At 35.4% G+C, this 26,003-nt stretch carries 20 protein-coding genes; 1 reads left to right on the top strand and 19 read right to left on the bottom strand.

The genetic code is table 11. The features are described 5' to 3' along the window. Positions 1–11: 11 nt before the first annotated feature. The 14 genes from purH to hutU all read right to left on the bottom strand — a co-directional run bounded on the left by purH (position 12) and on the right by hutU (position 18,393). Entirely contained in the window at positions 12–1,556 is a 1,545-nt protein-coding gene (gene purH / locus AC37UB_RS05905; RefSeq protein ID WP_490685443.1) for a bifunctional phosphoribosylaminoimidazolecarboxamide formyltransferase/IMP cyclohydrolase, read from the bottom strand. After that, positions 1,549–2,127 (bottom strand): phosphoribosylglycinamide formyltransferase, encoded by a 579-nt coding sequence (purN, locus tag AC37UB_RS05900; RefSeq protein ID WP_117972639.1) that lies wholly within the window; start codon positions 2,125–2,127, stop codon positions 1,549–1,551. The genes purH and purN overlap by 8 nt, the downstream gene beginning before the upstream one ends. Then, entirely contained in the window at positions 2,124–3,170 is a 1,047-nt protein-coding gene (purM, locus tag AC37UB_RS05895; protein ID WP_117972638.1) for a phosphoribosylformylglycinamidine cyclo-ligase, read from the bottom strand. Before purM ends, purN begins: the two co-directional genes overlap by 4 nt. Before the next feature lies 1 nt (position 3,171). Beyond that, a complete protein-coding gene (purF, locus tag AC37UB_RS05890) occupies positions 3,172–4,590 on the bottom strand; it encodes an amidophosphoribosyltransferase (RefSeq protein WP_242094210.1) in 1,419 nt (472 codons plus the stop codon). After that, the gene (gene purL / locus AC37UB_RS05885; RefSeq protein WP_490685442.1) at positions 4,575–6,797 is read right to left on the bottom strand and encodes a phosphoribosylformylglycinamidine synthase subunit PurL; all 2,223 of its coding nucleotides are present in this window, start codon (positions 6,795–6,797) and stop codon (positions 4,575–4,577) included. Before purL ends, purF begins: the two co-directional genes overlap by 16 nt. 1 nt (position 6,798) lies before the next feature. Further along, the gene (purQ, locus tag AC37UB_RS05880) at positions 6,799–7,479 is read right to left on the bottom strand and encodes a phosphoribosylformylglycinamidine synthase subunit PurQ (protein ID WP_490685441.1); all 681 of its coding nucleotides are present in this window, start codon (positions 7,477–7,479) and stop codon (positions 6,799–6,801) included. A gap of 2 nt (positions 7,480–7,481) precedes the next feature. Further along, entirely contained in the window at positions 7,482–7,733 is a 252-nt protein-coding gene (gene purS / locus AC37UB_RS05875) for a phosphoribosylformylglycinamidine synthase subunit PurS (protein ID WP_241699334.1), read from the bottom strand. A gap of 2 nt (positions 7,734–7,735) precedes the next feature. Continuing rightward, positions 7,736–8,449 (bottom strand): phosphoribosylaminoimidazolesuccinocarboxamide synthase, encoded by a 714-nt coding sequence (gene purC, locus AC37UB_RS05870; RefSeq protein WP_490685440.1) that lies wholly within the window; start codon positions 8,447–8,449, stop codon positions 7,736–7,738. 213 nt (positions 8,450–8,662) lie between these two features. Beyond that, positions 8,663–9,961, bottom strand: coding sequence for an adenylosuccinate lyase (gene purB, locus AC37UB_RS05865; protein WP_117972633.1), 1,299 nt, complete (start codon positions 9,959–9,961; stop codon positions 8,663–8,665). A 14-nt stretch (positions 9,962–9,975) separates the two neighbouring features. Next, complete coding sequence (gene purK, locus AC37UB_RS05860; RefSeq protein ID WP_241699332.1) at positions 9,976–11,106, bottom strand: 5-(carboxyamino)imidazole ribonucleotide synthase; 1,131 nt, start codon at positions 11,104–11,106, stop codon at positions 9,976–9,978. Then, positions 11,090–11,605: a 5-(carboxyamino)imidazole ribonucleotide mutase gene (purE, locus tag AC37UB_RS05855; protein WP_241699331.1), complete on the bottom strand. Its 516-nt coding sequence runs from the start codon at positions 11,603–11,605 to the stop codon at positions 11,090–11,092. Before purE ends, purK begins: the two co-directional genes overlap by 17 nt. A gap of 49 nt (positions 11,606–11,654) precedes the next feature. Then, positions 11,655–13,055 carry a gluconokinase gene (locus AC37UB_RS05850; protein WP_490685439.1) on the bottom strand — a complete coding sequence of 467 codons (1,401 nt, stop codon included), beginning with the start codon at positions 13,053–13,055 and terminating at the stop codon, positions 11,655–11,657. A gap of 120 nt (positions 13,056–13,175) precedes the next feature. Beyond that, positions 13,176–16,172, bottom strand: a complete 2,997-nt coding sequence (locus AC37UB_RS05845; protein WP_490685438.1) for an ATP-binding protein — start codon at positions 16,170–16,172, stop codon at positions 13,176–13,178. A 196-nt stretch (positions 16,173–16,368) separates the two neighbouring features. Continuing rightward, on the bottom strand, positions 16,369–18,393 hold the full coding sequence (gene hutU / locus AC37UB_RS05840) for a urocanate hydratase (RefSeq protein ID WP_490685437.1): 2,025 nt from the start codon (positions 18,391–18,393) through the stop codon (positions 16,369–16,371). Between the two features lie 250 nt (positions 18,394–18,643). Here hutU and hutI point away from each other — a divergent pair, with 250 nt between their 5' ends. Further along, positions 18,644–19,909, top strand: a complete 1,266-nt coding sequence (hutI, locus tag AC37UB_RS05835; protein ID WP_490685436.1) for an imidazolonepropionase — start codon at positions 18,644–18,646, stop codon at positions 19,907–19,909. A gap of 78 nt (positions 19,910–19,987) precedes the next feature. Here the strand turns inward: hutI and AC37UB_RS05830 are convergent, their stop codons facing one another. The 5 genes from AC37UB_RS05830 to AC37UB_RS05810 form a co-directional block, all read right to left on the bottom strand. Then, on the bottom strand, positions 19,988–20,866 hold the full coding sequence (locus AC37UB_RS05830) for a YitT family protein (RefSeq protein ID WP_117972627.1): 879 nt from the start codon (positions 20,864–20,866) through the stop codon (positions 19,988–19,990). Positions 20,867–20,890: 24 nt separating this feature from the next. Continuing rightward, complete coding sequence (gene hisS, locus AC37UB_RS05825) at positions 20,891–22,189, bottom strand: histidine--tRNA ligase (protein WP_117972626.1); 1,299 nt, start codon at positions 22,187–22,189, stop codon at positions 20,891–20,893. Positions 22,190–22,319: 130 nt separating this feature from the next. Beyond that, the gene (hutH, locus tag AC37UB_RS05820; RefSeq protein WP_490685435.1) at positions 22,320–23,873 is read right to left on the bottom strand and encodes a histidine ammonia-lyase; all 1,554 of its coding nucleotides are present in this window, start codon (positions 23,871–23,873) and stop codon (positions 22,320–22,322) included. 68 nt (positions 23,874–23,941) lie between these two features. Continuing rightward, a complete protein-coding gene (locus tag AC37UB_RS05815) occupies positions 23,942–25,297 on the bottom strand; it encodes an APC family permease (RefSeq protein ID WP_241699327.1) in 1,356 nt (451 codons plus the stop codon). Positions 25,298–25,383: 86 nt separating this feature from the next. Beyond that, complete coding sequence (locus AC37UB_RS05810; RefSeq protein ID WP_490685434.1) at positions 25,384–25,995, bottom strand: HutD/Ves family protein; 612 nt, start codon at positions 25,993–25,995, stop codon at positions 25,384–25,386. Positions 25,996–26,003: the final 8 nt, after the last annotated feature.

The following is a 26,003-nucleotide window of genomic DNA, read 5'->3' as shown; positions in this document are numbered from 1 at the left end:
GTCTTCTCCTCTTAATGTTTGAAATGTCTTGTTCCAGTGACAATCATTGCAATACCATACTCATTTGCTACATCAATTGATTCTTGGTCTTTCACACTACCACCTGGGTGTATGATTGCTTTTATCCCATGTTTTGCTGCATATTCCACACTATCAGGCATTGGGAAAAAGGCATCACTAGCTAATACAGCACCTTTGGCTAAATCACCTGCTTGATCAACTGCTAATTTTACTGACCCGACACGATTCATTTGTCCAGCACCAATACCTAATGTATGGCGAGCGTTACCGACAACAATCGCATTACTTTTTACAGATTTAACCACTAGCCACATTTTTTTCAATGCATCAATGTCTTCAGCTGTTGGTAATGTCTCCGTAACAACTGTCCATTCTGTCTCATCGTCAATTTTAGTATCAGACTCTTGCACTAGTAAACCACCTGAGACACTGACTAATTCCCACTCAGATCGGTTTGGTTTCGTTGTGTCTAATTGAAGCAAACGACGATTTTTCTTTTTCTCTAATATCTCTAAAGCGTCAGCTGTAAAACTTGGGGCAATAATAATTTCTAAAAACAATTGATTTAAACTTTCAGCCAAATCAGCATCAATTTCACGATTAAAAGCTAGTACGCCACCAAAAATCGAAATCGGATCACTTTCATAAGCTAGGCTGTAAGCTTCATGTATCGTTTTTCCAAAACCAACACCACATGGATTCATATGTTTCACAGCAACCACTGTTGGTTCATCAAATTCTTTGACTAAATGTATCGCTGCATTAGCATCTTTATAGTTGTTATAAGATAATTCTTTCCCATGTAATTGTTTTGCTGTTCCTATTCCGATTTCTGATTGATTATCATCTGATTGGTAGAAATACGCTTTTTGATGATTGTTTTCACCGTATCTTAAAGTATCAACTTTTGTATAGTTTAGTGACAATTGGTTTGGTAACCCTTTTTCATCATTCTCTTCTGACAAGTAATTAGCGATGCTTGCATCATAGTCTGATGTGGTTGCAAATACTTTTGCTGCTAATGATTGTCTTGTTTTAAGTGTTGTGTCCCCTGCTTCACTCAATTCATTTAAAATAACCTCATAATCACTACTATCAACAACAACCGTTACACTAGCAAAGTTTTTCGCGGCACTTCGTAACATACTCGGGCCACCAATATCAATTTGTTCAATCGCTTCATTTTGTGTCACATTAGGTTGAGCAATGGTTTCTTTAAATGGGTACAAATTGACACACACTAAATCAATCATCTCTATATGGTGCTCTTTTAATGTGTTCATGTGTTCTGAATTATCTCGTCTAGCTAATAATCCACCATGAATAAATGGATGAAGTGTTTTGACTCGTCCATCAAGCATCTCTGGAAACTTCGTTACTTCTTCCACACTCAAACACTTAATTCCCTCAGATTCAAGTATTCGTTTTGTTCCGCCAGTTGAAATAATGTCATACCCTAACTTAACTAACTCTTTTGCAAAATCTGCTACACCAGTTTTATCATAAACGCTAATGAGTGCACGCTTTTTAGACATTCTTAAATTCCTCCAAGATAAATTGATTTAAAATAATTGGTAATACATGATGCTCTAATTGATGCATCTCTTCCTCAAATTCTTCTAAAGAAAGCTCACGGTTAATTGCTAAACTTTCTTGATAGATAATTGGGCCAGTATCCACACCTTCATCCACTAAATGAATCGTCACACCAGTCTTTTCATCAGTGCTTTCATAGGCTTCTTTTATGCTTTTATTTCCCGGATATTTTGGTAATAAGGATGGATGCAAATTAATGATTTTCTTTTTGTATTGATTCAAAAGTGTTGGGCCGATAATTTTCATATAGCCTGCTAACACAATGAAATCTATGTCTTCATTTTCTAGCATCGTCAAAATATTTTGTTCATACGCTTCTTTTGTCTGATGTACCTTTTTTTCCATCACAAAATAAGGCACGTCATACTTTTTTGCTCGTTCAATCACGTAGGCATCTTTTTTATCACAAAATAAACAGACCAATGTTCCAGCAATATTTCCTTGTTGACTCGCTTTAACTATTGCTTCAAAATTTGATCCGTTTCCTGAAGCAAAAATGGCAAATCTCATCGACTCTCTCCTTTAATGTGAACAGAACTTGTCTCACCTAGTTCAACTTGTCCAATTGTATAAGCAAGTTCATCATGATCATTGATATAATCTAAAACTGTCTGAGCATCTCTTTTATCAACTGCTAGTACCATACCAATTCCCATATTAAATGTACTAAACATATCTTTTTCGCTGATATTTCCAAGTTTTTGTAAACAATCAAAAATAGGTAGTACTGGCCACGTACCTTTTGTTATAGTGGCTGATATATTCTCTGGTAACATTCTAGGAATATTTTCATAGAAACCTCCACCAGTAATATGAGCAATGCCTTTAATTTTTTGCATTTTAATTAATGGTAAAACACTTTTTATGTAAAGTTTTGTTGGCGTTAATAACACATCACCTAAAGTTTTTCCATTTAACTCATCTAAAACTGTATCTAAAGAAAAATCATGATCTTTAAATAAGATTTGTCTGACTAGTGAAAAACCATTTGAATGAATCCCACTTGATGCAACGCCGATTAATACATCACCTTCAGAAATAGTTGATGAATCGATTAATTCTGATTTTTCTGCCAATCCAACCGCAAATCCAGCTAAATCATAATCGTTTTCACCATACATATCAGGCATCTCAGCTGTTTCGCCACCAATTAAAGCCATTTTGGATTCCACACAGCCATTGGCTACACCTTCAATAATTTTTTCGATTTTTTCAGGATAGGTTTTTCCTGTAGCAATATAATCTAAAAAGAACAAAGGTTCCGCTCCTTGAGCTAAAATGTCGTTTGCACACATGGCAACACAATCAATCCCTATTGTGTCATGTTTGTCTACTTCAATGGCAATCATTAATTTTGTTCCCACACCATCTGTTCCAGAAACAAGGACAGGCTCTTTCACATGATACTGACTTAAATCAAAGCAGCCACCAAATCCACCTAATGCACTCATCATCCCTAAACGCTCTGTTTTTTTTGTGTGAGCTTTAATTCTTTCTACGACTTCGTATCCTGCTTCAACATTGACTCCTGATTTTTCATATGCTGTTGACATACTAGTCCTCCTTGTTTTCTCTGTATTCATAATCATATAAAGGTGTAGGGTAATCACCATTGAAATACGCCATACATAACCCGTTATAAGGGGCATCTAACTTTAATCCAATCGAGTTAATCAAACCTTCTTCTGTTAAAAATTCTAACGAATCAGCTTCAATAATTTCTCTAATTTTATCTGTTGAATAATTTGCAGCAATTAATTCTTCTTTTGTTTGAATATCAATCCCATAAAAACATGGATATGCTAATGGAGGTGATGAAATTCTAACATGAACTTCTGTTGCACCAGCCTCTTTTAACAAACGAACAATACGTTTTGATGTTGTCCCACGAACGATTGAATCATCCACTAAAATCACGCGTTTTCCTTCCACAACACCACGAACAGCAGATAGTTTTAATCGAACACCTTCTTCTCGCAGTTCTTGTGTTGGTTGAATAAACGTTCTAGCGACATATTGGTTTTTTACCAATCCCATTTCATAAGGAATAGAACTTGCTTCAGCATACCCACTAGCCGCTGAAAGAGAACTATTAGGCACACCAATGACCATATCTGCTTCAACAGGATGTTCTTTAGCTAATGTTTTTCCCATGCGTTTACGAGCAGAGTGAACATTAATTCCTTTGATGTTTGAATCAGGTCGTGCAAAGTAAATGTACTCCATTGAACAAATTGAATACATCGTCTCATCAGTGTAACGGTAGCTTTTTAATCCGTTATCGCTGATCTCAATAATTTCACCAGGTTCGACATCTCTGACAAACATTGCTCCAATCGTATCTAAAGCACACGTTTCACTTGAGACAACATAAGCACCATTACTCGTACGGCCAATAGATAATGGGCGAAAGGCATTCGGATCAAGAGTGGCGTACATGGCATCATCCGTTAGCAGTAGATAAGCGAACCCGCCTTTGACAATAGTCAACGCTTCAGATAATTTGTCGATGAATGTGTCTTTATTACTACGACGAATTAAGTGCATCAAGATTTCTGTATCAGAATTAGAATGAAAAATAGCCCCATCTTCTTCTAATTCTTTACGTAACGTTTTAGCATTAATCAAATTTCCATTATGAGCTAATGCCATTTCAGCATTGTAAAAGCGAAATAAAAAGGGCTGAATGTTAATAATATCTCCCTCGCCACTTGTTCCATAACGCACATGACCAATCGCAGAGTGGCCTTTTAATTGTGTTAATAAATCAGGGTTAGCAAATACCTCATGCAATAACCCTAATCCTCGATGACCATGCAGGCGATTGTTCTCTAATGACACAATCCCTGCACCTTCTTGTCCTCTATGTTGTAAACTATGTAAGCCATAATAAGTCATTTGACTGGCATCTTTATGGTTCCATACACCAAACACACCACATTCTTCATTTATCCCTTTTATTTCATGAGACATGGTATTGCTTCCTCCCATACTTCTTTGGCTTTTGCAACTGGTAATTCTAATGAATCGTCGGCTGTACTAACTTTTATCACACCATCATTTGTCACTTTTCCTAATAAAGTAGCATCTTTCTTTAATACAGATTCAAATGCATCTTTATCTTCAGGTGACACGCTGACAACGAATCGTCCTGATGTCTCGGCAAACACTAATTCTGTTGCTAGGTTCGTCTTAATATCAACACCTAATCCATTTCCAAATGTTGATTCAATCACACTAATTAATAGTCCACCTTCAGCACAGTCATGAGCACTTTTTACATAACCTGATTGAATAGCTTGTAATAATTTAGCTTGAATGACCACTTCTTCTTCTAAATCAACAGCTGATATAGTCCCTGAAATCTTACCAGTTAATAATTTTTGAATTTCGCTACCTGAAAAATCAGCATTCGTTTCACCTAACATATAAATCAAATCTGATGTTTCTTTAAAATTTTGAGTTGTAACATGGGATAAATCCTCAACTACACCAACCATTCCTATCATAGGTGTTGGGTAGATAGACTGATTATTCGTTTCATTGTATAACGAAACATTACCTGAAATAACGGGCGTATCAAATGCTTCACACGCTCGAGCAATTCCTCTTGCTGCTTGATCTAACTCATAGAATCCTTCAGGTTTTTCTGGTGAACCAAAGTTTAAACAGTCTGTAATAGCTAATGGTCTTGCACCACTTGCCACAATATTTCTAGCTGCTTCACTCACCGCCATTTTTCCGCCTTCTTTTGGATCTAAATACAAGTATCTCGCATTACAATCAGTTGTCATCGCAAGAGCTTTTTGTGTTCCTCTTACACGTAGGACAGCAGCATCACTACCAGGACCCACAACAGTATTAGTACGAACTTGTGAGTCATATGTTTCGTATAATGATTGTTTTGACGCAATCGTTGGTTGAGCTAAAAGAGATAATGTTGTTTGTTTAAAGTCTTTTATTTTAGGTTTATATGCTTCTTGTTTTTCAAATTCAATGATGCGTTTTGGTTTTTCTTGTTCGTTATGATACACCGGCGCATCTTCCGCTAACGAGTCAACAGGAATATCCGCGACTTTTTCTCCTTGGAAAAATAATTTATAACGCTTGTCCATTGTTACATGACCAATTGTTACAGCATCTAAACCGTAAGATTCAAATAATTTGATGACTTGTTGTTCTTTTCCTTTTTTGATACAAAGTAACATTCTTTCTTGTGACTCAGATAACATCATTTCATAAGGTGTCATGTCTGTTTCACGTTGTGGCACGTCATCTAAGTAAAGTTCTAATCCTGATCCAGCTTTTGACGCCATCTCTGAACTTGAAGAAACCAAACCAGCCGCACCCATATCTTGAATTCCGACTAAACAATCTGAATGATTTAAAATCAAATCAAGACACGCTTCCATTAAGCCTTTTTCCATGAATGGATCGCCTACTTGTACCGCAGAACGTTGTTGTTCTTCACCTTCTACAAACTCAACTGACGCAAACGTTGCACCATGAATCCCATCTCGTCCTGTTTTTGCTCCAACGTACATGATTGGATTACCAATTCCTTTTGCTTGTCCTTTTTGGATGTCTTCATGTCTAATTAAACCAACACACATTGCATTCACTAATGGGTTGCCTTCATAACACGCGTCAAACGCAATCTCGCCACCAACAGTTGGTATCCCAATACTATTACCATAGCCACCGATCCCCGCGACTACTTTTTCAATTAAATATTTAGTACGATTAGTTTTAATTTCACCAAAACGTAAAGAATTCAACATAGCAATCGGTCTAGCACCCATACTAAAAATATCACGAATAATTCCACCAACTCCTGTAGCTGCCCCTTCATAAGGTTCAACCGCTGATGGATGATTGTGACTTTCTGCTTTAAACACAACAGCTAACCCATCTCCAATATCCACAATACCAGCACCTTCACCAGGCCCTTGTAAAACATGTTGGTTCGATGTTGGAAAATGTTTTAGCACAGGTTTACTATTTTTATAAGAACAATGCTCACTCCACATGACAGCAAACAAACCTGTTTCTGTGTAGTTGGGTAAACGACCTAAAATCGAATCAGCTATGTACTCATACTCAGAGTCTTTCAAACCCCATTCTTGATAAATCTTAGATTCTTTCACTTCTTCCGGAGTCATTGTTTGTGCTTTTACCATGTTATGCCGTCACCTTTCTTAAATGATTTACGATTGATTGAAATAGTTTTTTGCCATCAGAACTACCTAATAAATCTTCCATCGCGCGTTCTGGATGGGGCATTAAACCAATAATATTTCCTTCCTTATTTGTAATGCCTGCAATGTCTTCCACACTGCCATTTGGATTTGTTTTTTCATAAGTAAAAATAATTTGATTGTTTTCTTTTAATTCTTTTAAAGTTGCATTGTCACAGTAGTAATTTCCTTCACCGTGAGCAATCGGTAAGGTAATGATTTCATCTTGTTCATATTCATTTGTAAACATTGTTTGATTATTCTTCACTTTTAATGGTTGCATGTCACAAATGAATTTCAGCGATGTGTTATTTAATAAAACACCTGGTAAAAGACCTGTCTCTGTTAATATTTGGAATCCATTGCATGTGCCAAAGACTGGTTTTCCTTCACTGGCAAACTGTTTTACTGCTTCCATCACTGGACTTGATTTAGCAATAGCCCCACATCTTAAGTAATCACCATAAGAAAAACCACCTGGCAATAAAATAACGTCATACTCTGACAAGTCAGTTGTTCTGTGTGACACATATTCGGCTTCTTCACCAATCACATCTTGAATAGCTAACAATAAATCTTGATCACCATTTGAACCAGGGAATACTACTACACCAAATTTTGCCATGATTAGTTAACCTCCGTAACAGTAAAGTCATAGGTCTCCATGTTCGGATTAGCTAATAAATTATCACTAATCTTATCAACTTTTGCTTCAGCATCTTGTTTGCTATCTGCTTTAATCACAAAATCAAATACTTTTCCCACGCGAATATCTGATACACCATCTTCACCTAAACGTTTGATAGCTCCATCAATAACTGCAGCTTGCGGATCTAAAATGGATGCTTTGTAGTTTACATACACTCTTACTTTAAACATGATTATTCTCCTTTTCTTTCGCTTAATCGTTTTTCAACTTCTTTATATACACTCACCAAATCTCCAATGTCTTTTCGGTAAACGTCTTTATCTAATGATTTGTTCGTCTTATCTTCCCATAAACGACACGTATCTGGTGTTACCTCATCTGCTAGAATAATGCGTCCGTCACTATCTCGTCCAAACTCCAATTTAAAATCAACTAATGTCAATCCAATAGATGAAAACAATTCTTTTAGACAATCATTAATTGTAAAAGATTGTTCTTTAATAAAAGCCACTTCTTCTTTTGTTGCAATATCTAAATAATCAATATGATCTTCATTCATAAATGGATCATCCAAGGCATCGTCTTTATAATAAAACTCAAGAATGGGTGTTGGTAAGATCGTTCCTTCTTTTATACCAAAACGCTTTGAAAAACTTCCTGCTGCAATGTTTCGAACGACGACTTCAAGCGAAATTATTGTCACAGCTTTAACTAACTGCTCATTCTCACTAAGTTGCTTAATCCAATGATGTATAACTCCTTTTGAAGATAGATATCGAAACACTTCAGAACTAATTGAATTATTCAATTGACCTTTACCAATAATTTCATCTTTCTTTTTACCATTTAATGCCGTTGCCTGATCTAGATAAACCAACCTTAACTCATTTTCTTTTCCTGTCGAATGTACGCTTTTAGCCTTACCTAAATATAAAACTTCTGACATTTCTTTTCTTCCTTTCGTCATTAAAGAACATTTTCATATATTTTATTAACATTATTCATTTAATAAACATATAGTAACAAGAGTTTTTTTGAACGTCAATTAATTATTAACGATAAAACAAAACATTCTCTAAAACGTTCGCTTTTAATATAATTAGTATGATTTTAGACAAAATAAAAAGGCCACGAAAATAGATTTCGCGAACCTCAGTCATTATTTTATTAATCCTACTCTATCAAATAAATCATCAACATGTTTTAAGTGATAGTTATAGTCAAATGCATCGTCTAATTCTTCTTTAGACAAGACAGACATAATTTTTTCATCAGATTCTAGTAATGGTCTAAAATCAGTTTGTTCATCCCAAGAAATAGCTGTTTTTGGTTGTACTAAATCATACGCCTCCTCACGAGACATACCTTTATCAATCAATTTCAATAGCACACGTTGACTATAAATCAAACCAAACGTAGCACCCATGTTACGTTTCATATTCTCAGGGAATACTGTTAAATTTTTAACAATGTTAGTAAATCGTTGTAACATATAATCTAATAAAATCGTTGAATCTGGAATAATAATACGTTCTGCAGATGAATGAGAGATATCTCTTTCATGCCATAAAGACACATTTTCATAAGCTGTTACCACGTGTCCACGCAACACACGAGCCAACCCTGTCATGTTTTCAGAGCCGATTGGATTACGTTTATGCGGCATAGCTGAAGAACCTTTTTGTCCTTTTGCAAAAAATTCTTCGACTTCACGTGTTTCAGATTTTTGTAACCCTCTAATCTCTGTTGCAAATTTTTCAATACTTGTGGCGATTAATGCAATTGTTGCAATATATTCAGCATGTAGGTCACGAGGCAATACTTGCGTTGAAATCTCTTGCGCGCGAATCCCTAACTTATCACAGACAAACGCTTCAACTTCAGGTGGTGTATTAGCAAATGTTCCAACAGCACCACTAATTTTACCCGCTTCAACACCACGAGCAGCATGTTCAAAGCGCTCGATGTTTCGTTTCATTTCTGAATACCATAACGCTAATTTAAGTCCAAATGTCGTTGGTTCCGCGTGTACGCCATGCGTTCGACCCATCATAACTGTGTATTTATGCTCTAATGCTTTCTCTTTTATTACTTCAAGAAACTCAGACAAATCTTTACGTAAAATATCATTAGCTTGTTTCATTAAATAGCCATAAGCTGTGTCAACAACGTCTGTACTTGTTAGGCCGTAGTGAACCCATTTTCTCTCTTGTCCTAAACTCTCAGAAACTGCACGCGTAAACGCCACAACATCATGACGTGTTTCTTGTTCGATTTCTAAAATACGATCAATATCAAACGTCGCATTCTCTCTAATCAATACAGTATCTTCTTTAGGAATTTCTCCTAAGCTTGCCCATGCTTCCGCAGCTAAAATTTCAACTTCTAACCATGCAGCATAACGGTTGTCATCTGACCAGATATTTCCCATTTCTTTACGAGTATAACGTTCTATCATTGTCTTTTCCTTTCTTATTGCCAAATATCTTGATTTTGAATTTCTGTTAATGTTTCTGACATACTATTTGATAATATCGTAATGTGACCCATTTTTCTACCTGGTTTTTCATCTTTTTTTCCATAAAAATGAAAATTCCAATTATTTTTTTCAGAGACAACCTGTTTCGCTTTGCTTTGTTCGTCTCCAATTAAGTTCACCATCACTGCATCACTAAAACTTTTGATATTAGGCATTGCCCATTGGCAGATTCCTAATATATGTGTATCGAACTGACTTGCTGAACACGATTCAATCGTGTAATGACCAGAATTATGTGGTCTTGGTGCAATTTCATTGACTACCAATTCTTCTGTCTCAGTTACAAACATTTCAATCGTAATTGTGCCACATGCTTCAAGTTCTTTACTAATTCGCTTGGCTAGTGATATAGCCTCTTTTGCACATGCTTCACTGATTCTAGCTGGTGCGATACTAGTAAACAAAATATTGTTCACATGCTTATTTTCTGCCACAGGAAACACACTAATCTCTTGACGCTTATTGTTTGAAATGATCACAGAGATTTCTTTTTCAAACGACACCCATTTTTCCAAAATACATGTCGCATTTTTTAGTAATTCTTGACAGTCTTTTATATCCTCTTCACTGCGCAACACAATTTGACCTTTTCCATCGTACCCACCAATGATCGTTTTCAGTACACTTGGAAACCCAATCACTTTAAGTGCTTTTTTTAATTCGTCGACTGAACGAATGACTTCAAATGGAGAAACTGGGATACTATGTTGAACTAAAAATTCTTTTTCAAATTGTCTATTTTGCGATATTTTTAATAGTTTCAACCCTTGAGGGAGTTTGCCTATATTGTCATATGGTTCTAATACTTTAGCATCGACATTTTCAAATTCATACGTCAAAACATCTGATTGATTAGCTAATTTCTTAATAGCAGAGATATCATCATATGACGCTTGAATATGAAAATCACACACTTGAGCAGCTGGACAATTGTCATTAGGATCAAGTACCCCAACAACAAATCCTTTTTCTTTTGCACTTTGAGCCATCATTTGACCGAGTTGTCCACCACCAATAATACCAACTGTTTGCGAAGGCAAGATAGAATTAATCAAAAGAGTCACCACTTTCTAGTACAGTTTTCTTTAACTGCTGTCTATATTGATGCAGATTTTTTCCAATATTTTTATCTGTAATGCCAATAATTTGAGCTGCTAATAAACCGGCATTTTTAGCGCCAGGTTTACCAATAGCTGTCGTTGCGACAGGAATTCCCCCTGGCATTTGAACAATTGATAAAAGTGAATCCATTCCTTTTAAACTTTTTGATTCTACTGGTACACCAATCACTGGTAACGTCGTTAAAGCTGCCACCATTCCTGGTAAATGAGCCGCACCACCTGCTCCTGCGATAACGACTTTATAGCCTTTACTTTCTGCTTCTTGAGCAAAAGCGAACATTAACTCTGGTGTCCGGTGAGCTGAGACAATTTTTTTTTGATATGTTACATTTAGTTCATCTAAGACATCACATGCTTCTTTCATCGTATCCCAATCAGATTTACTACCCATAATCACAGCAATATCACTCATGACTATTCTCCATTCTGTCTTTTTGTTCATTGTAACAAGTGATAAAAATCCTGTCAAAAATATACGTAAGTTTCAAAAGTTATTTGTTTATAATGTTCGTTTCTATTTCTTTTTTAAATGATTCATAGCTATGATTATATAAATGATGGTTATCTTCCGTATAAAATGTTCGACGATGGTCTGATAATAAAAACGACTTAACTGGATGAATTAGGCTCACTGCTCCAAAATTTGGTTCATTATAAACCGATTGAACAACATTTTGACCAAAAATATCAGCCGCCATCATGGCTAATAACTCATTCGCAAAAAAGCCGCCATTCACAGTAATTTCTCGTGGCTCTAATTCAATTAATTCACTGATATAGCGTAAATTATAAAAAATACCTTCGACTATACTTCTAACCATATGATGTTTAGTGTGTTGTAAACTTAGTCCAATGTATTTTCCTTGAGGAGTTGATTGCCAAATTGGGGCACGTTCTCCTGTTAAATAAGGGAAAAATAGTAGCCCGTCACTTCCGATTGGTGATTGACTAAGAGAATGATTTAGCTCTTGATAAATAGACTGACCTTCAAAAAAGACATTTTCAGCCCATGTCATAATTTGTCCGCCATTATTTGTCGCACCACCAATGACCCAATAAGTATCGTTTAAGTAATAGCAAAACGTCTGTCCTTTATCATCTAACTCAATTGTTTTAGATAATTTACGCACCGCGCCACTCGTTCCAATCGTGATGGTATTAAGCGTACCATTTGCGACATAACTAGCATAACTCGCTAAACAACCGTCACTTGCACCAATATAAACTGGGATATTTGGTGTTAAGAATAATTCATCCGCAACATCTTCAAGGAGTGGAGCAGAATAATCCGTATCAACTAACTTAGCTAACATTGATTCATCTGTTCCAACTTTTTTCAAAATGGCTTCATCCCATTTCTTATCATGGATATTAAATAAGCCTGTTGCTGAGGCAATGGAATAATCTACGACAAATTCTCCTGTCAATCGTTCCATTAAGTAATCTTTCATTCCAACCCACCGAATAACATCGTTAAACCATTTTTCTTTTTGGAAATGCCCAATTTTTGCAAAAGGTGACATCTCGTGAATGGGTGTGCCCGTTTTTTTATAATAATTTAGATAGTTTTTTTCTGATTTTATTGTTTCAACAAATGGCTTGCTTTGTGCATCTAGCCAAATATACATCTCTTCGTCTCGTCCCTCAACTATTGGCATAATACTATGCATAGCTGTTGTCAAAACGATTGAATCAATGTTGTAACCCTCTTGTGTCATGGTACGAATACCTCGTACAATTTGACGATAAATGTGAGCTGGACTTTGGAAAACTCTACTTCCTCTATCTGTAAATGTTTCTATCGGTAAGACTAGTTCTTCTATAATCGTGTCTTTTTCAAAAATTTGTAACTTAATATTGGTTGTCCCAACGTCAATCGCTAAAGGATACATCCCATATCCACCCTTCTTTTTCTTTATAGTTTTATTTTAACATCAAATCACTGGTTTCACTAAATATCTTCGATGATTAAAGATAAAAAAATTCAAGCCTCTTATTGAGGCTTGAATTTATTATCTAATTTCTTTTAATTTACTAATTTCATAAGCATCTTGGTAGTCATTTAAATACTCACAAATCGTTTCAACTGGTAAAAAATCATCTATAGCGTCATGATGGTACACGTGATAATTGATATATTTTGCATATTCTACCATACCTATATCACGACAATTCCCCATCCGTTTTGCGTGCTTTTCACCTTGAATTAAATAAAATTGAGATTTCTGCATATGATTCTTTTGCGCATACAAAATAGAAAGATATGCATCCAATTTAGCTCGTTTCCAGTAAAAATTTAGACTAGAAAAAATTTCTTCTGCTTTTAAGAAATAGATTTCTGCTTCTTCATAATTTTCTAAAGCAAACAACGCCACGCCAACATTAATATAGAATATTGTTAAACTTGAGAGTGCTTGATTACTTTGACACAAATCAATGGCTTTTTCAAACATACCCACAGCATCTTGGTACGCTCCATTATTCATCCGTATTTCACCTAAGTAGTTGTAGGCTGCTGCAATGCTCACTGAATACTTTTTACTGATTTCATCAGTCAACATAAACGTATTAATAGACTCTTTTAGTAACTTCTCAGCCACCGTATTATTACCGCTCATCATATGATAAAGTCCCTTAAGACGTAATAAAATACCGATTGATTGATGATTGTTTTCTCGAATCGACAAATCCAAAGCCAGTTCTATGTAATAAATCATCTCTTTAGGTTCATTTATCTGAATATAATAATAAATCATTTGCTTATACCCATTTAATAAATAAGAGCTCTCGTTTAATTCTCTTGCTCTAATCAACACGCTTTGAATGTTTGCCACACCTCGCTCATACTCTCCATATTTTATCAAAAAACGACCTTCCAGGTACAAATATTGAAGTCTGAGTAAGTTATATACATTTGTTTGTTTATCATCTGGACTTAATTGTGTTAATCGTTGATTAATTTTCGCAAATTGCTCTGTTGCCCATTCTTTGTTGAAACTAAATGGATCCACACCGTATTGTCCTTCAACTGGGAATAGCTCATGATAAAAACCCAGGTACCCTTCAAAATATTTTAGACGATATTTCAAACCACTTAATTCATCTTTTCCATGTTTGTAGTGATAGGCTATCGTGTCATACTGAAGAATATCATTGCCTCCAGGTTTAAGTTGCGATTCTAAAAATTCAGCAATGCGGTGATGAAGTACACGTTTTTTAGCAAGAGATTGATTCATATAAACAAACTCCCGTAACTTCACATGAGTAAAACTTGTCGCAATTTTATCTCTAACCACTTTTTCAACTAAGATATTTTTCGATACGAGGCTTTCAATCATCGCCACGATGTCATAACTTGATCTATTGGTTAAAAACACCAGACTATCAATTAAGGCATAATCATAAAAATAAGAAATAATAGACACTAGTTCTTGTTCTTTTTCTGTTAGATATAAAAAGCGATTTCGTAAAGCATCTTTCATCTTCACTGTCATGGTATTTAAATTCATATTGCTATTTAATAGGGACACGTACTCAATTAGGAAAAATAAGTTTCCTTCCGTATGTTGATACACATTGTCGACTATTGTAGTGGTCACATCAAAATTCGGCAATTTTTTGCGAATAAATCCATCTGTTTCCTCATATGAGAAAGGTTCTAGATTGATAACTGCTAACTTACCACTCTGTTTTAATGTATTGATAAATTTGTCCAATGGATAACGCTCAACACTTCTAGCGGACATCAGAAACATCGCATTTGTATGGCAATGTAGCATAACAGTCGTCAACAAATCTAAACTAGATTCATCCATCCACTGAATATCATCAAATAAGAAAATAAGTTGTTGTTGTTGAGATAACTTGTTAATAGCTTCTATCATCAAATCTGATAACATCTTTTCCTTGTAAGGTTCTGTCTCTCCATGCGAAATCACTTCAAGAAACGGTTGAGTAAAACTAGGAAAAACTTTTCGAATCACTTTTTGCCAAACAAGTGGATCGATTAATTCTTGATTTTCTATTATAACCGTCAATTGATCAATAATTTTTTTCCATGGACGTAACAAATGATTTTCTTCTGCTTGATAGCACTGTGTTTCGATGACTTTAAACTCATCTGACACGCTATCTATCGCCCGATTTATCAACGCACTTTTTCCAATACCTGCTTCACCACGAACCACCACAGATTGATAAGACTGACGACTTTTAAAAGCCGCAAAATTGACTGATAATTGTTGTAACTCTTCTGAACGACCATAAAATAGTGATGAAAAACGTTGATTGTTAGTCGTATTTTCTGACAAAATCCTCTCAAGTGACGTTTCATAAATGACTTTTGTTTGTTTGTTTGGTGTAACGCCAAGCTCTGATTTCAACAAATTTGATAACTTATGATAAACATCTACTACTTTATTATCTCGGCTTTGTTGTTGATAAAAAGTCATCAAATACTGATAGTTAATTTCATTAAATTCATCAATAAACATTAATTGTTCAATCGCTTCTTCCACATGCTCATTCACACCATTGGCAATATCTTGTTCTATTCGGCGATGAACGGTCTCAACGAACTTTTTCTCAAAAAAGCGTTTCATCCTAACAACCCAAAAATCAAATCCTTCACATTCTTTTAAATAAAACCCTTTCAAAAATTCACCTTTATAAAGATAATAATACGTTTCAGGATCCTGAGTAAATTGCGCCACATCACTTGTGAAGTTAATTGTGTCATTTAACATTAACAATGATTTATTTGGAGAAATAATTAGCTCCATGCCTAAACTTTTATTTGCTTGGTAAATGGCGTTTCGAAGATTTTTTTTTGCATTCTTATCACTCTTATCTGGCCATAACAGTCCTGATAATTCATCACGACTAACGGTTTTATTAATTAATAAATAATAAAGCATGGCATTGATTTTAGAAAAAGAAAACAAAACAATCTCACCATCTAAACTTACTTCTGGTGTTCCAAACAATCGACAATTTAAATAATTTCCCATACCGTAAAAACTCTCCCCACTTTAACAAATCACACCTTTTTTGTATATTAACGATATACACATATACCCTGTCACCATAATTATACTATTTTGTTATAGTAAAAGAAATCGTTTTCGGAAAAATCAAGACAATAAAACCCTCTCAATGTAAAAACGAGAGGGTTTAGAGATTTGGATAGGAAGTCCACTCTAATCGTTATTTAAATAAATCACTTACTGCTGATTTTACTTTTTCATCATCAGCTAAATATGGAATCGTGATATGATCTGATCCTTTTCTCACTTCATTATATTCCATTGATGTTTCAATCGCATGGTCATTTCTTGCCCAACTACGACGAGCAACTCCACCCATAGTGTCCCATGCAATCGCAGATTTGATGATGTCGTCTGTTAATTCAGTTCCATCTAATACTAGACCAAAGCCACCGTTGATAGATTTACCAATACCAACACCACCACCGTTATGTAAAGCGATTAAACTCATACCACGAGCAGCATTCCCTGCGTAACATTGTGTTGCCATATCAGCCGTTACATTGCTCCCATCTTTAATATTTGATGTTTCACGGAATGGTGAGTCTGTTCCAGATACGTCATGATGGTCACGACCAATCATCACAGGCCCAATTTCCCCACGGCGAACCATTTCGTTAAATTTAAGCGCAATATTCACTCGTCCCATTGCATCTTGATATAATATACGAGCTTCTGTTCCAACAACTAATTTGTTATCTTCAGCATCACGAATCCAGTTGTAGTTATCACGGTCTTGATAACGACGAGTTGGATCGATAACTTCCATAGCTGCTCTATCTGTTGCCTTTAAGTCTTCATGTTTACGTGATAAACATACCCATCTAAATGGACCATAACCATAATCAAATAACATAGGTCCCATAATGTCTTCTACATATGATGGCCAGATAAATCCATCTTTATCATCCACACCGTTTTTAGAAATTTCTTTAATTCCTGTATCATAGATAGCTTTCATAAATGAGTTACCATAGTCAAAGAAGTAAGTTCCTTTGCTTGTTAATGATTTGATCACGTTAAAGTGACGAGCTAACGTGTCATCAATCATTTTTCTAAATGTTTCTTGATCCTCAGCAAGTAAACGAGTTCTTTCTTCAAATGTGATACCAACTGGACAATAACCACCTTCATATACGTTATGACAAGAGGTTTGGTCTGATAATAAATCAACATGGATATCATGTTTGTCAACATATTCAAGTAAGTCAACAACATTACCATGATAAGCAATAGATGTTGAATCTTTGTTATCTAAATATTCTTTAGCTAATGTCATTGTTTCTTCTGGTGTTTCAGTCACATGACTAATCCATCCTTGTTCTAAACGAGTATCGATACGAGAGCGGTCAACTTCAGCTACAATTGTCACTGATTTAGCAATCTCACCAGCTTTACCTTGAGCCCCACTCATACCACCTAAACCTGATGTTATGAATAGTTTTCCAGTTAAATCTCCATCGTCTGGAATTCCTAATTTCAAACGACCGGCATTTAATAATGTATTAAATGTTCCGTGAACAATCCCTTGAGGACCAATGTACATCCATCCTCCAGCAGTCATTTGTCCGTAGTTTGTGACACCCATTTGTTCTGCGATTTCCCAGTCGTGAATATTGTCATATTCCCCAACAAGTAAACCATTTGTGATGATGACTCTTGGAGCATCTTTTTTAGAAGCAAATAAGCCTAATGGGTGACCAGATTCAAGAACCAATGTTTGTTCATCAGTCATCTCTTCTAGGTAACGTTTAATTAATTGATACTGCATCCAGTTTGAACAGACTTGGCCTGTTTCTCCATAAGTCACTAATTCATATGGATATAGTGCAATGTCAAAGTCTAAGTTATTATCAATCATCACTTGCATTGCTTTAGCTGCGGTACATTTTCCCTTATACTCATCTATTGGTTTACCATAGATGCGTTCTTTTGGATACCAACGATAGCCATAAATACGACCTCTTGTTTTTAATTCTTCTAAGAATTCTGGAATCACTTGATCATGAAATTGTTCTGGTACATAACGAAGCGCATTTTTTAATGCTAATTCAGTTTGTGCTTCAGTTAAACGGAATCCTCTGTCTGGGGCACGACGAATGCCTTCTTCGAATTTCGGCATATCTGGTAACACATCTGGCAATTTAATCGTCATTGCTTTACTAATATCAGTATTTTTAATCATTGTTACTTCCTCCTTAGTTTATCTTGAGTTACTTATCTCTTTTCCTGTAGACATAAGTGAATGAATCATTAAGTTATGGCCTTAGTTTATCCTCCCATAGTCTATTATGGGTCAATTCACAGCAAAAAGTCTCTTTTTTTCTCTTTTTTTTCTAAAAAAATTTTTTTGACCCTTTTTAGATGATACAAGACTACATTATACTCATTAAATGGTTATAATTAGTATAGAAATAAAAAGGAGGAACTTTTTCATGCAAGCAGATAAACTATTAGTACATTTTAGTCAAATTTTTTCACCGATAGATAAACAACGTGCTTTAAAAGGAAGCGAAATGTCTGAGGCAACCATTATTGAAGATGGGTATATCGCGATTAAAAATGGTAAAATCCTCAAAATCGGTAGTGGACAACCTGATGAGTCACTAATTGGTGATCATACTAAAATCCATGATTATACAGGAAAACTTGCAACACCAGGATTGATTGATTGTCATACTCACTTAGTATATGGTGGCAGCCGTGAAAATGAATTTGCCAAAAAATTAAATGGTGTCTCTTACTTAGATATTTTAAAAGAAGGTGGCGGTATTTTAAGTACTGTACGCTCGACAAAGAGTGCTTCTTTTGACACCCTTTACGATAAATCAAGTCATTTATTAGATGAGATGTTAATCCACGGTGTAACAACAGTTGAAGCAAAAAGTGGTTATGGTCTTGATTGGGAAACAGAAAAAAAACAAATGAATGTGGTAAAAGAATTAAATCATACTCATCCAATTGATTTAGTGTCAACATTTATGGCAGCTCATGCTATTCCTGAAGAATTTAATGACGATGGGGATGCGTTTATCGATCAAATCATCATTGAGATGCTACCAAAAGTAAAAGAAGAAAATTTAGCAGACTTCTGTGATATATTCTGTGAAACTGGTGTATTTACAGCGGAGCAATCTCGTCGCTTACTTCAAGCAGCAAAAGACTTAGACTTCAAATTGCGTATTCATGCTGATGAAATCGACTCAATCGGTGGAGTTGATGTGGCGGCAGAACTTGAAACAGTGAGTGCGGAACATTTAATGGCTGCTACTGATGAAGGGATCAAAAAAATGAGTGAAGCAGGTGTTATTGGTAACTTATTACCAGGAACAACGTTCAGTTTAATGGCTGATACTTACGCTCCTGCCAAAAAAATGTTAGATGCTGGTATGGCTATTACATTGTCCACTGACTCAAACCCTGGAAGCTGTCCAACAGCAAACATTCAATTTATTATGCAACTTGGTTGTTTCAAAATGCATTTAACACCAATCCAAGTATTTAATGCCGTGACAATCAATGCTGCTTACTCAGTTGGTTTAGGGGAATCAATCGGAAGTTTCACAGAAGGAAAACGTGCTGACATTGCCGTATTTGATGCACCAAATATTGATTATCCATTATATTTCTTTGCAACAAACTTAGTCAAAGATGTTTATAAAAATGGAGAATTGGTTTCAAAAAATCGACAACTTGTGTAAGTCTTATTTTTACCTGTCATGTGAAAATGAGTTTATAAAAAGCCACCTAGCAAATCGCTAAGTGGCTTTTCTATTGATTTAAAATTCAAAATCATCAAATTTTCCAATTGTGTGGACATTTTCTGAGATACTAACAAAGGCCTCATTATCCGCTTCTTTGATTGCTTCTTCCAATAATGGCATTTCATAACGTGTAATAACCGTCAAAAGAACCACTTTTTCACGGTGATCATACGCTCCTTCTGCTTCATTTAAAATCGTCACACCTCGAAGTAATCGCACCTTAAGTTCGGCGATCACTTTTTCAGGCTGTCTAGTAATGATTAAAGCTTGCATTTTTTGTTGTTTAGTAAAAATAAAATCAGTCACTTTTCCACTCACAATAATGGATAGCAAACTATAAAAAGCATACGGAAAACCAAATAGATAGCCTGCTGCTATTACAATAATCCCGTTGATTACCATCGAAATTGAGCCGATACTACGCCCTGTCTTGCGTCGAATCACAATAATCCCAATATCAAGTCCACCTGTAGCAACACCATTTTTTAAAGCTAATCCTAGAGAACTCCCTCCAATGGCCCCACCAAACAGTGCACAGATAATTGGGTCTTTAGTTAGTACAATTTCAGGTACAATGCTAATTGCAAGGGATGCGGCTGTCACACTTATTAAAGTAAAAATGACAATTTCTTTATTCATTTTTCTCCAACCATAAATTAAAAATGGTAGATTCATCAAATAATAAATGACCGATATTGACCAATTAACGCCAAACCATTTGTCAAAAACAGTGTTTACTATTTGAGAAAAACCAGTGATTCCACCAGTATAGATTGAAGCTGGATGCCAAAACATGTTCAAAGCAATCGCGTATAATAACGCGTATAAAAATATAACCGTTAATTTACGAGTATAATCAGCAATGGTACTAGAGTCCTTGCTAAATCGTTTCATAGTAAGTCTCCTCCAAAGATACGTTTACTCCCCTATTATGTTGTTGTAAACATTGCTAAAGGATGTATAAATATCATCTAATGAAACGGTTGTCTCTTCACCTGTCACCATATTTTTTACACGAACAACTTTTTCTGCTAATTCTGATTCACCAATAATTAAAACAAGTTTGGCATTTAATTTATCTGCCGATTTAAATTGTGCTTTGGCTTTACGATTTAGAAAATCACGTTCACAAACAAATCCAGCTTGTCTTGCTGCTTGTGCTAATTTTAAACTTTCACAGTTTGTCTCTTCACCTAGACCAACAACATATACATCCACGTTGTTTGCTGCAGGTATTTCTACTCCTTCAGCATCCATTGTAATTAAGACACGTTCAATCCCCATACCAAACCCAAATCCTGAATCATGACTATCTGGTCCATTAAACTCTGAAACCAATCCATCATAACGTCCACCAGCACAAATTGTGGTAATCGCACCATTAAATCCTGGCGCATTACTCATAATTTCAAATACGGTGTGATTGTAGTAGTCAAGACCTCGAACCATTCTATGATCGACTACATACTCCACACCCATTGCATCAAGTAATGATTTCACTTCAGTAAAGAAAGCATTTGACTCTTCATCTAGATAATCTAAAATTGACGGTGCATTTTCGACAATTTCTTTATCTTTTTTATCTTTACTATCTAATACTCTAAGTGGGTTAGTATGTAAACGACGTTTTGAGTCATCACTTAATTGGTCGCTTAAAGGCTCTAAATAATCAATTAATGCTTGGCGATAAACCATACGATTTTCTCTTGTTCCAAGTGAGTTAATCACTAATTGAGTATGTGTCACGCCTAAACGTTTAAAGAAATCTAGTGCGACTAAAATCCCTTCAACATCTGTTGCTGGATTACTACTACCTAATACTTCAATCCCCATTTGGTTAAATTGACGTAAACGTCCTGCTTGAGGGCGTTCATAGCGAAACATTGGGCCAATATAAAAAGCTTTAAACGGATTTTGATGTTCCGGTCCGAATAATTTATGCTCAACGTATGAACGAACTAATGGAGCAGTTCCTTCAGGTCTAAGCGTAATATGGCGATCACCTTTGTCTTTAAAATCATACATCTCTTTTGTCACGATATCTGTTGACTCACCAACACCTCGTGTAATAACTTCAATATGTTCAAACATTGGCGTTCTGACTTCATGAAAGTCATATTTTTTTAATACGTCACGTGCAGTTGATTCTACAAACTGCCATTTTTCTGATTCACCTGGTAAAATATCGTTTGTTCCTTTTGGTTTCTGATATTTCATCGTCATACACCATCCTTTTCTCGTTATATTCATACTACATAATATTGATTCGATACTCAATAGTTATCACGACTTATTTAAAAATAAAGCTCTGAATCTTAATCAATTCAGAGCTTTATAAGTGGTTTATTTATTTTCTAAAATCAAATTCGATATCTAAGTCTACAACTTCTTCAACAGCTTTTAATAATTCGCCATTGATTAATACATCTGTGGCTTTTTCTAATTCGTCATACATTTCAATATCTTTATCTAGATCAATGAATTTCACATATTTTCTAAAGACATCATACGCTACTTGAGTTCCTTTACCTAATACACCACGGTCTTTAATGAAGTCAATAGCTTGACATGCTGCCATCATTTCAGTTGCGACGATACGACGAGAGTTTTTCGTAATATCTCTAGCAGTTCTAGCTGCTGTTGTTCCCATACTGACAAAGTCTTCTTGGTTTTCACAAGATGTAATTGAGTCCACACTTGCTGGATGTGATAAGATTTTGTTTTCTGATGCTAATGATGCTGCAGCATATTGTGTAATCATAAATCCTGAGTTAACGCCTGGATGTTTCACTAAAAATGAAGGCAAACCACTTAAGTTAGTATTTACCAAACGTTCCACACGACGTTCAGACACATTTCCAATTTCTGCTGCGCCAATTCCTAAGTAGTCAAATGGTTGTGCCATTGGTTCACCGTGGAAGTTACCTCCTGAAATAACATCTCCACTACGAGTGATAATTGGATTATCTGTTACAGAGTTAATTTCGATTTCCACTTTTTTCTTCACGTAAGCCACAGTATCTTTACTTGCACCATGAATTTGAGGCATACAACGTAATGTGTAAGGATCTTGTACACGTTCAGCTGTTGCTTGCGTTGTTAAGGTACTTCCTTCTAACATGTGACGAATATTTTTCGCTGTTGCAAGTTGCCCACTTTGAGGACGAATAATATGTAACTCTTCATCAAAGGCATTTACAATACCATTGTGTACTTCTAATGATAATGCTCCGGCAATGTCTGAAAGTTTTAATAACTCGATTGAATCATGTGTTGCTAATGCTCCGATAGCGGTTAAAACTGTTGTACCGTTAATTAAAGCCAAACCTTCTTTTGCTTCTAAGTGAATCACTTCAACACCAGCACGAGCCATTGCTTCTTTACCTTCTAATAATTCACCATTGTAATAAGCACGCCCTAATCCTAACATTGGTAACACCATATGTGATAATGGTGCTAAATCTCCTGAAGCTCCTAAAGATCCTTTTTCTGGAATATGTGGTACAACGCCATTATTTAACATAGCCATTAAGGTTTCAATGGTACTTAAACGAATACCTGAATAGCCTTTTAATAAAGAGTTGATACGGATTAACATAATAGCACGTACTTCATCTTCTCCTAAAGGATCACCAAATCCACTTGAGTGAGTACGAATTAAGTTTTCTTGTAATTGTCTAGTTTCTTCTTGTGGAATACTTACTTTAACAAGGGAACCAAATCCAGTATTGACACCATAAGTTACTTTTTTACTGTCGACAATATCATCAATAATTTTTCTTGAAGCATTCACTGCCTCGATTGCTTCTTGTGATAACGTAATTGTTGCACCTTTTCTTGCTACCTCTACCACTTGTTCCAATGTTAAATCATTACCTGTTAATGTAATTACTTCAGTCATTATTGCTTCCTCCTAAACTCATTTTCAACTTAACAACTCACTTCACTCATTCAATACTCTTTAACCCTTTATTTCGCTTTACTTGCGTTTTTACCATTCAATACGAAATAGAAAATTGCAGCGATAATGATACCAATACCTCCAGCAATTAAACTCTTACTATTTGCTCCCATAACAAGCATCCATACACTAACTGCTACAGCAAGTAGTGGAATCACTGGACCAAATGGTAAGCTAAAGGCTGTTTCCACACCAGGATTTTTCTTACGTAAGAAAATAACGGCGATTGCTGTTGGAATATATTGAATAAATCTAAATACTACACTTAATTCTGCTAATTGTTCGAAACTTCCACTTAATAATAATAAACAAGTCAATACACAAGAGATGATAATAGCTACATAAGGTGCGTCTTTTTTATTTTTCTTAGAAACGATTTTTGGTAGTAAACCTTCATCAGAAATACTTGCTCCATAACGAGGAATCATCATTGAATCCCCAACGTTTAATCCAAGAATTGAAATAAGTGCCCCGATGGAAATAATCCATCTACCAGCAGGTCCTATCATCATAGCAAAGGCATCTTGTACAGGCGCATTTGTTTCTAAAATCCCCACTCCAAGCATCGCAATGGTTCCAGCGATAATCATGAAGTAAAGAATTGATACGATACTAATTGAGCCAATAATTGCTTTTGGAACATTTTTCTTCGCATTTCTCATCTCACCAGCTACAACTGGTAAAGCTTCAAATCCGATAAACGCATAAAATACTGTCATTGATGTTCCGGCCATAGCCTTAGATAACGTCATACCTTCTTTTAGTTGTAAGAATGGTGTAAAGTTACCAGCGTCAAAACCATTTTTAATAAAGAAAATACTCATAAAGGTAAACGCAATAATAGGAATCAATTTTGCGATCGTGATACTGATGGTAAAAATTTTGGATGTTTTAAGTCCGGTACTATTAATAATAGATAATAATATCACTAAAATAACACTAATCGCTTTATTATGCCCTTCTAATGCAGGTATTGTAACAATTAATAATTTGGCAAATCCTGCTGCCATTGCTGACCAAGCGATAATCGTTACAAACCAACCTAATAGTCCAACGATAAATCCAACTAAATCACCAAAAGCTGATTTAGAATATTGGAACGCACCACCATTTTTGTCAAAATAACACGCCACTTCAGCAAAACATACTGCCAAAAGTAACACCAACACCGCATCAAATACCATGGCTAATAGAGAAGCTGGTCCTAAATCTCGATAAATTGTTTGTGGTAATAAGAAAATACCTGAACCAACTACTGCATTAATACCGTAAAGTGTTGCACCGCCTAAACTAAATTTTGAACTTTCTGAGTTTATTTCGGTTAATTTAATCTCATCAACCGGTGTTTTTGTTTCGGTAATCATAAGGGGCCCCTTTCCGATCATCTGATCGTTAACATAATTTGTTCATTTTTAATATATAAAAATGCTTCCTATCCAAATTATTTTTATTAGAGCGACTTTTCATTTTTCCAAACAACAACTTCGACAACTGCTGGTGATTGTTGTGGTTGATGAGATTCTATACTAATCATCGAAATCGTACGACTCTCTTCTACCATGACACAATCTCCGGCTTCCAACTTGGCAACATGTTTTTCTTCTTGGTCTATATACGTCATGACTCCATCAACCAACATATAGTAAAAGTATCGAACACAAGGTAATAATTGTCTATCACGAATAGTTGAAACAGCAGACATTTCACTAGTGTAGGTTGGTTTAAAGATAACGTTAAAGTCTTGACATTTCCCGACACTTTTTGTTTTATCTGCTCCATCAAACGCATCAACTTCAAACGGTTTCATTTTTTTATTAACAGTAAACGATTCTGATTCATGTGTCAGTTCTAATGGATGATTCAATGACATCAACAAACGCTTATAGCCAGGTAACGCTGAAAATGTACTTTCTTCGATTTCTACTGAAGCCGTAGAAATGCGGTAGTCAAATTTTCCAGGCTCATACTTACCCGTTGGTGGGTAGAGAAACACTTGGGTCGTTTCTCCCCCACTCCAACGAGATGTTTGATGATCATTCTGTTTAAATAAATGATACGACATATTTTTTC

The sequence above is a fragment of the Vagococcus changpingensis genome (assembly GCF_058211775.1).
The sequence above is the reverse complement of the archived record's forward strand: the minus strand, read 5'-3'. Positions and strand labels throughout refer to the sequence as shown.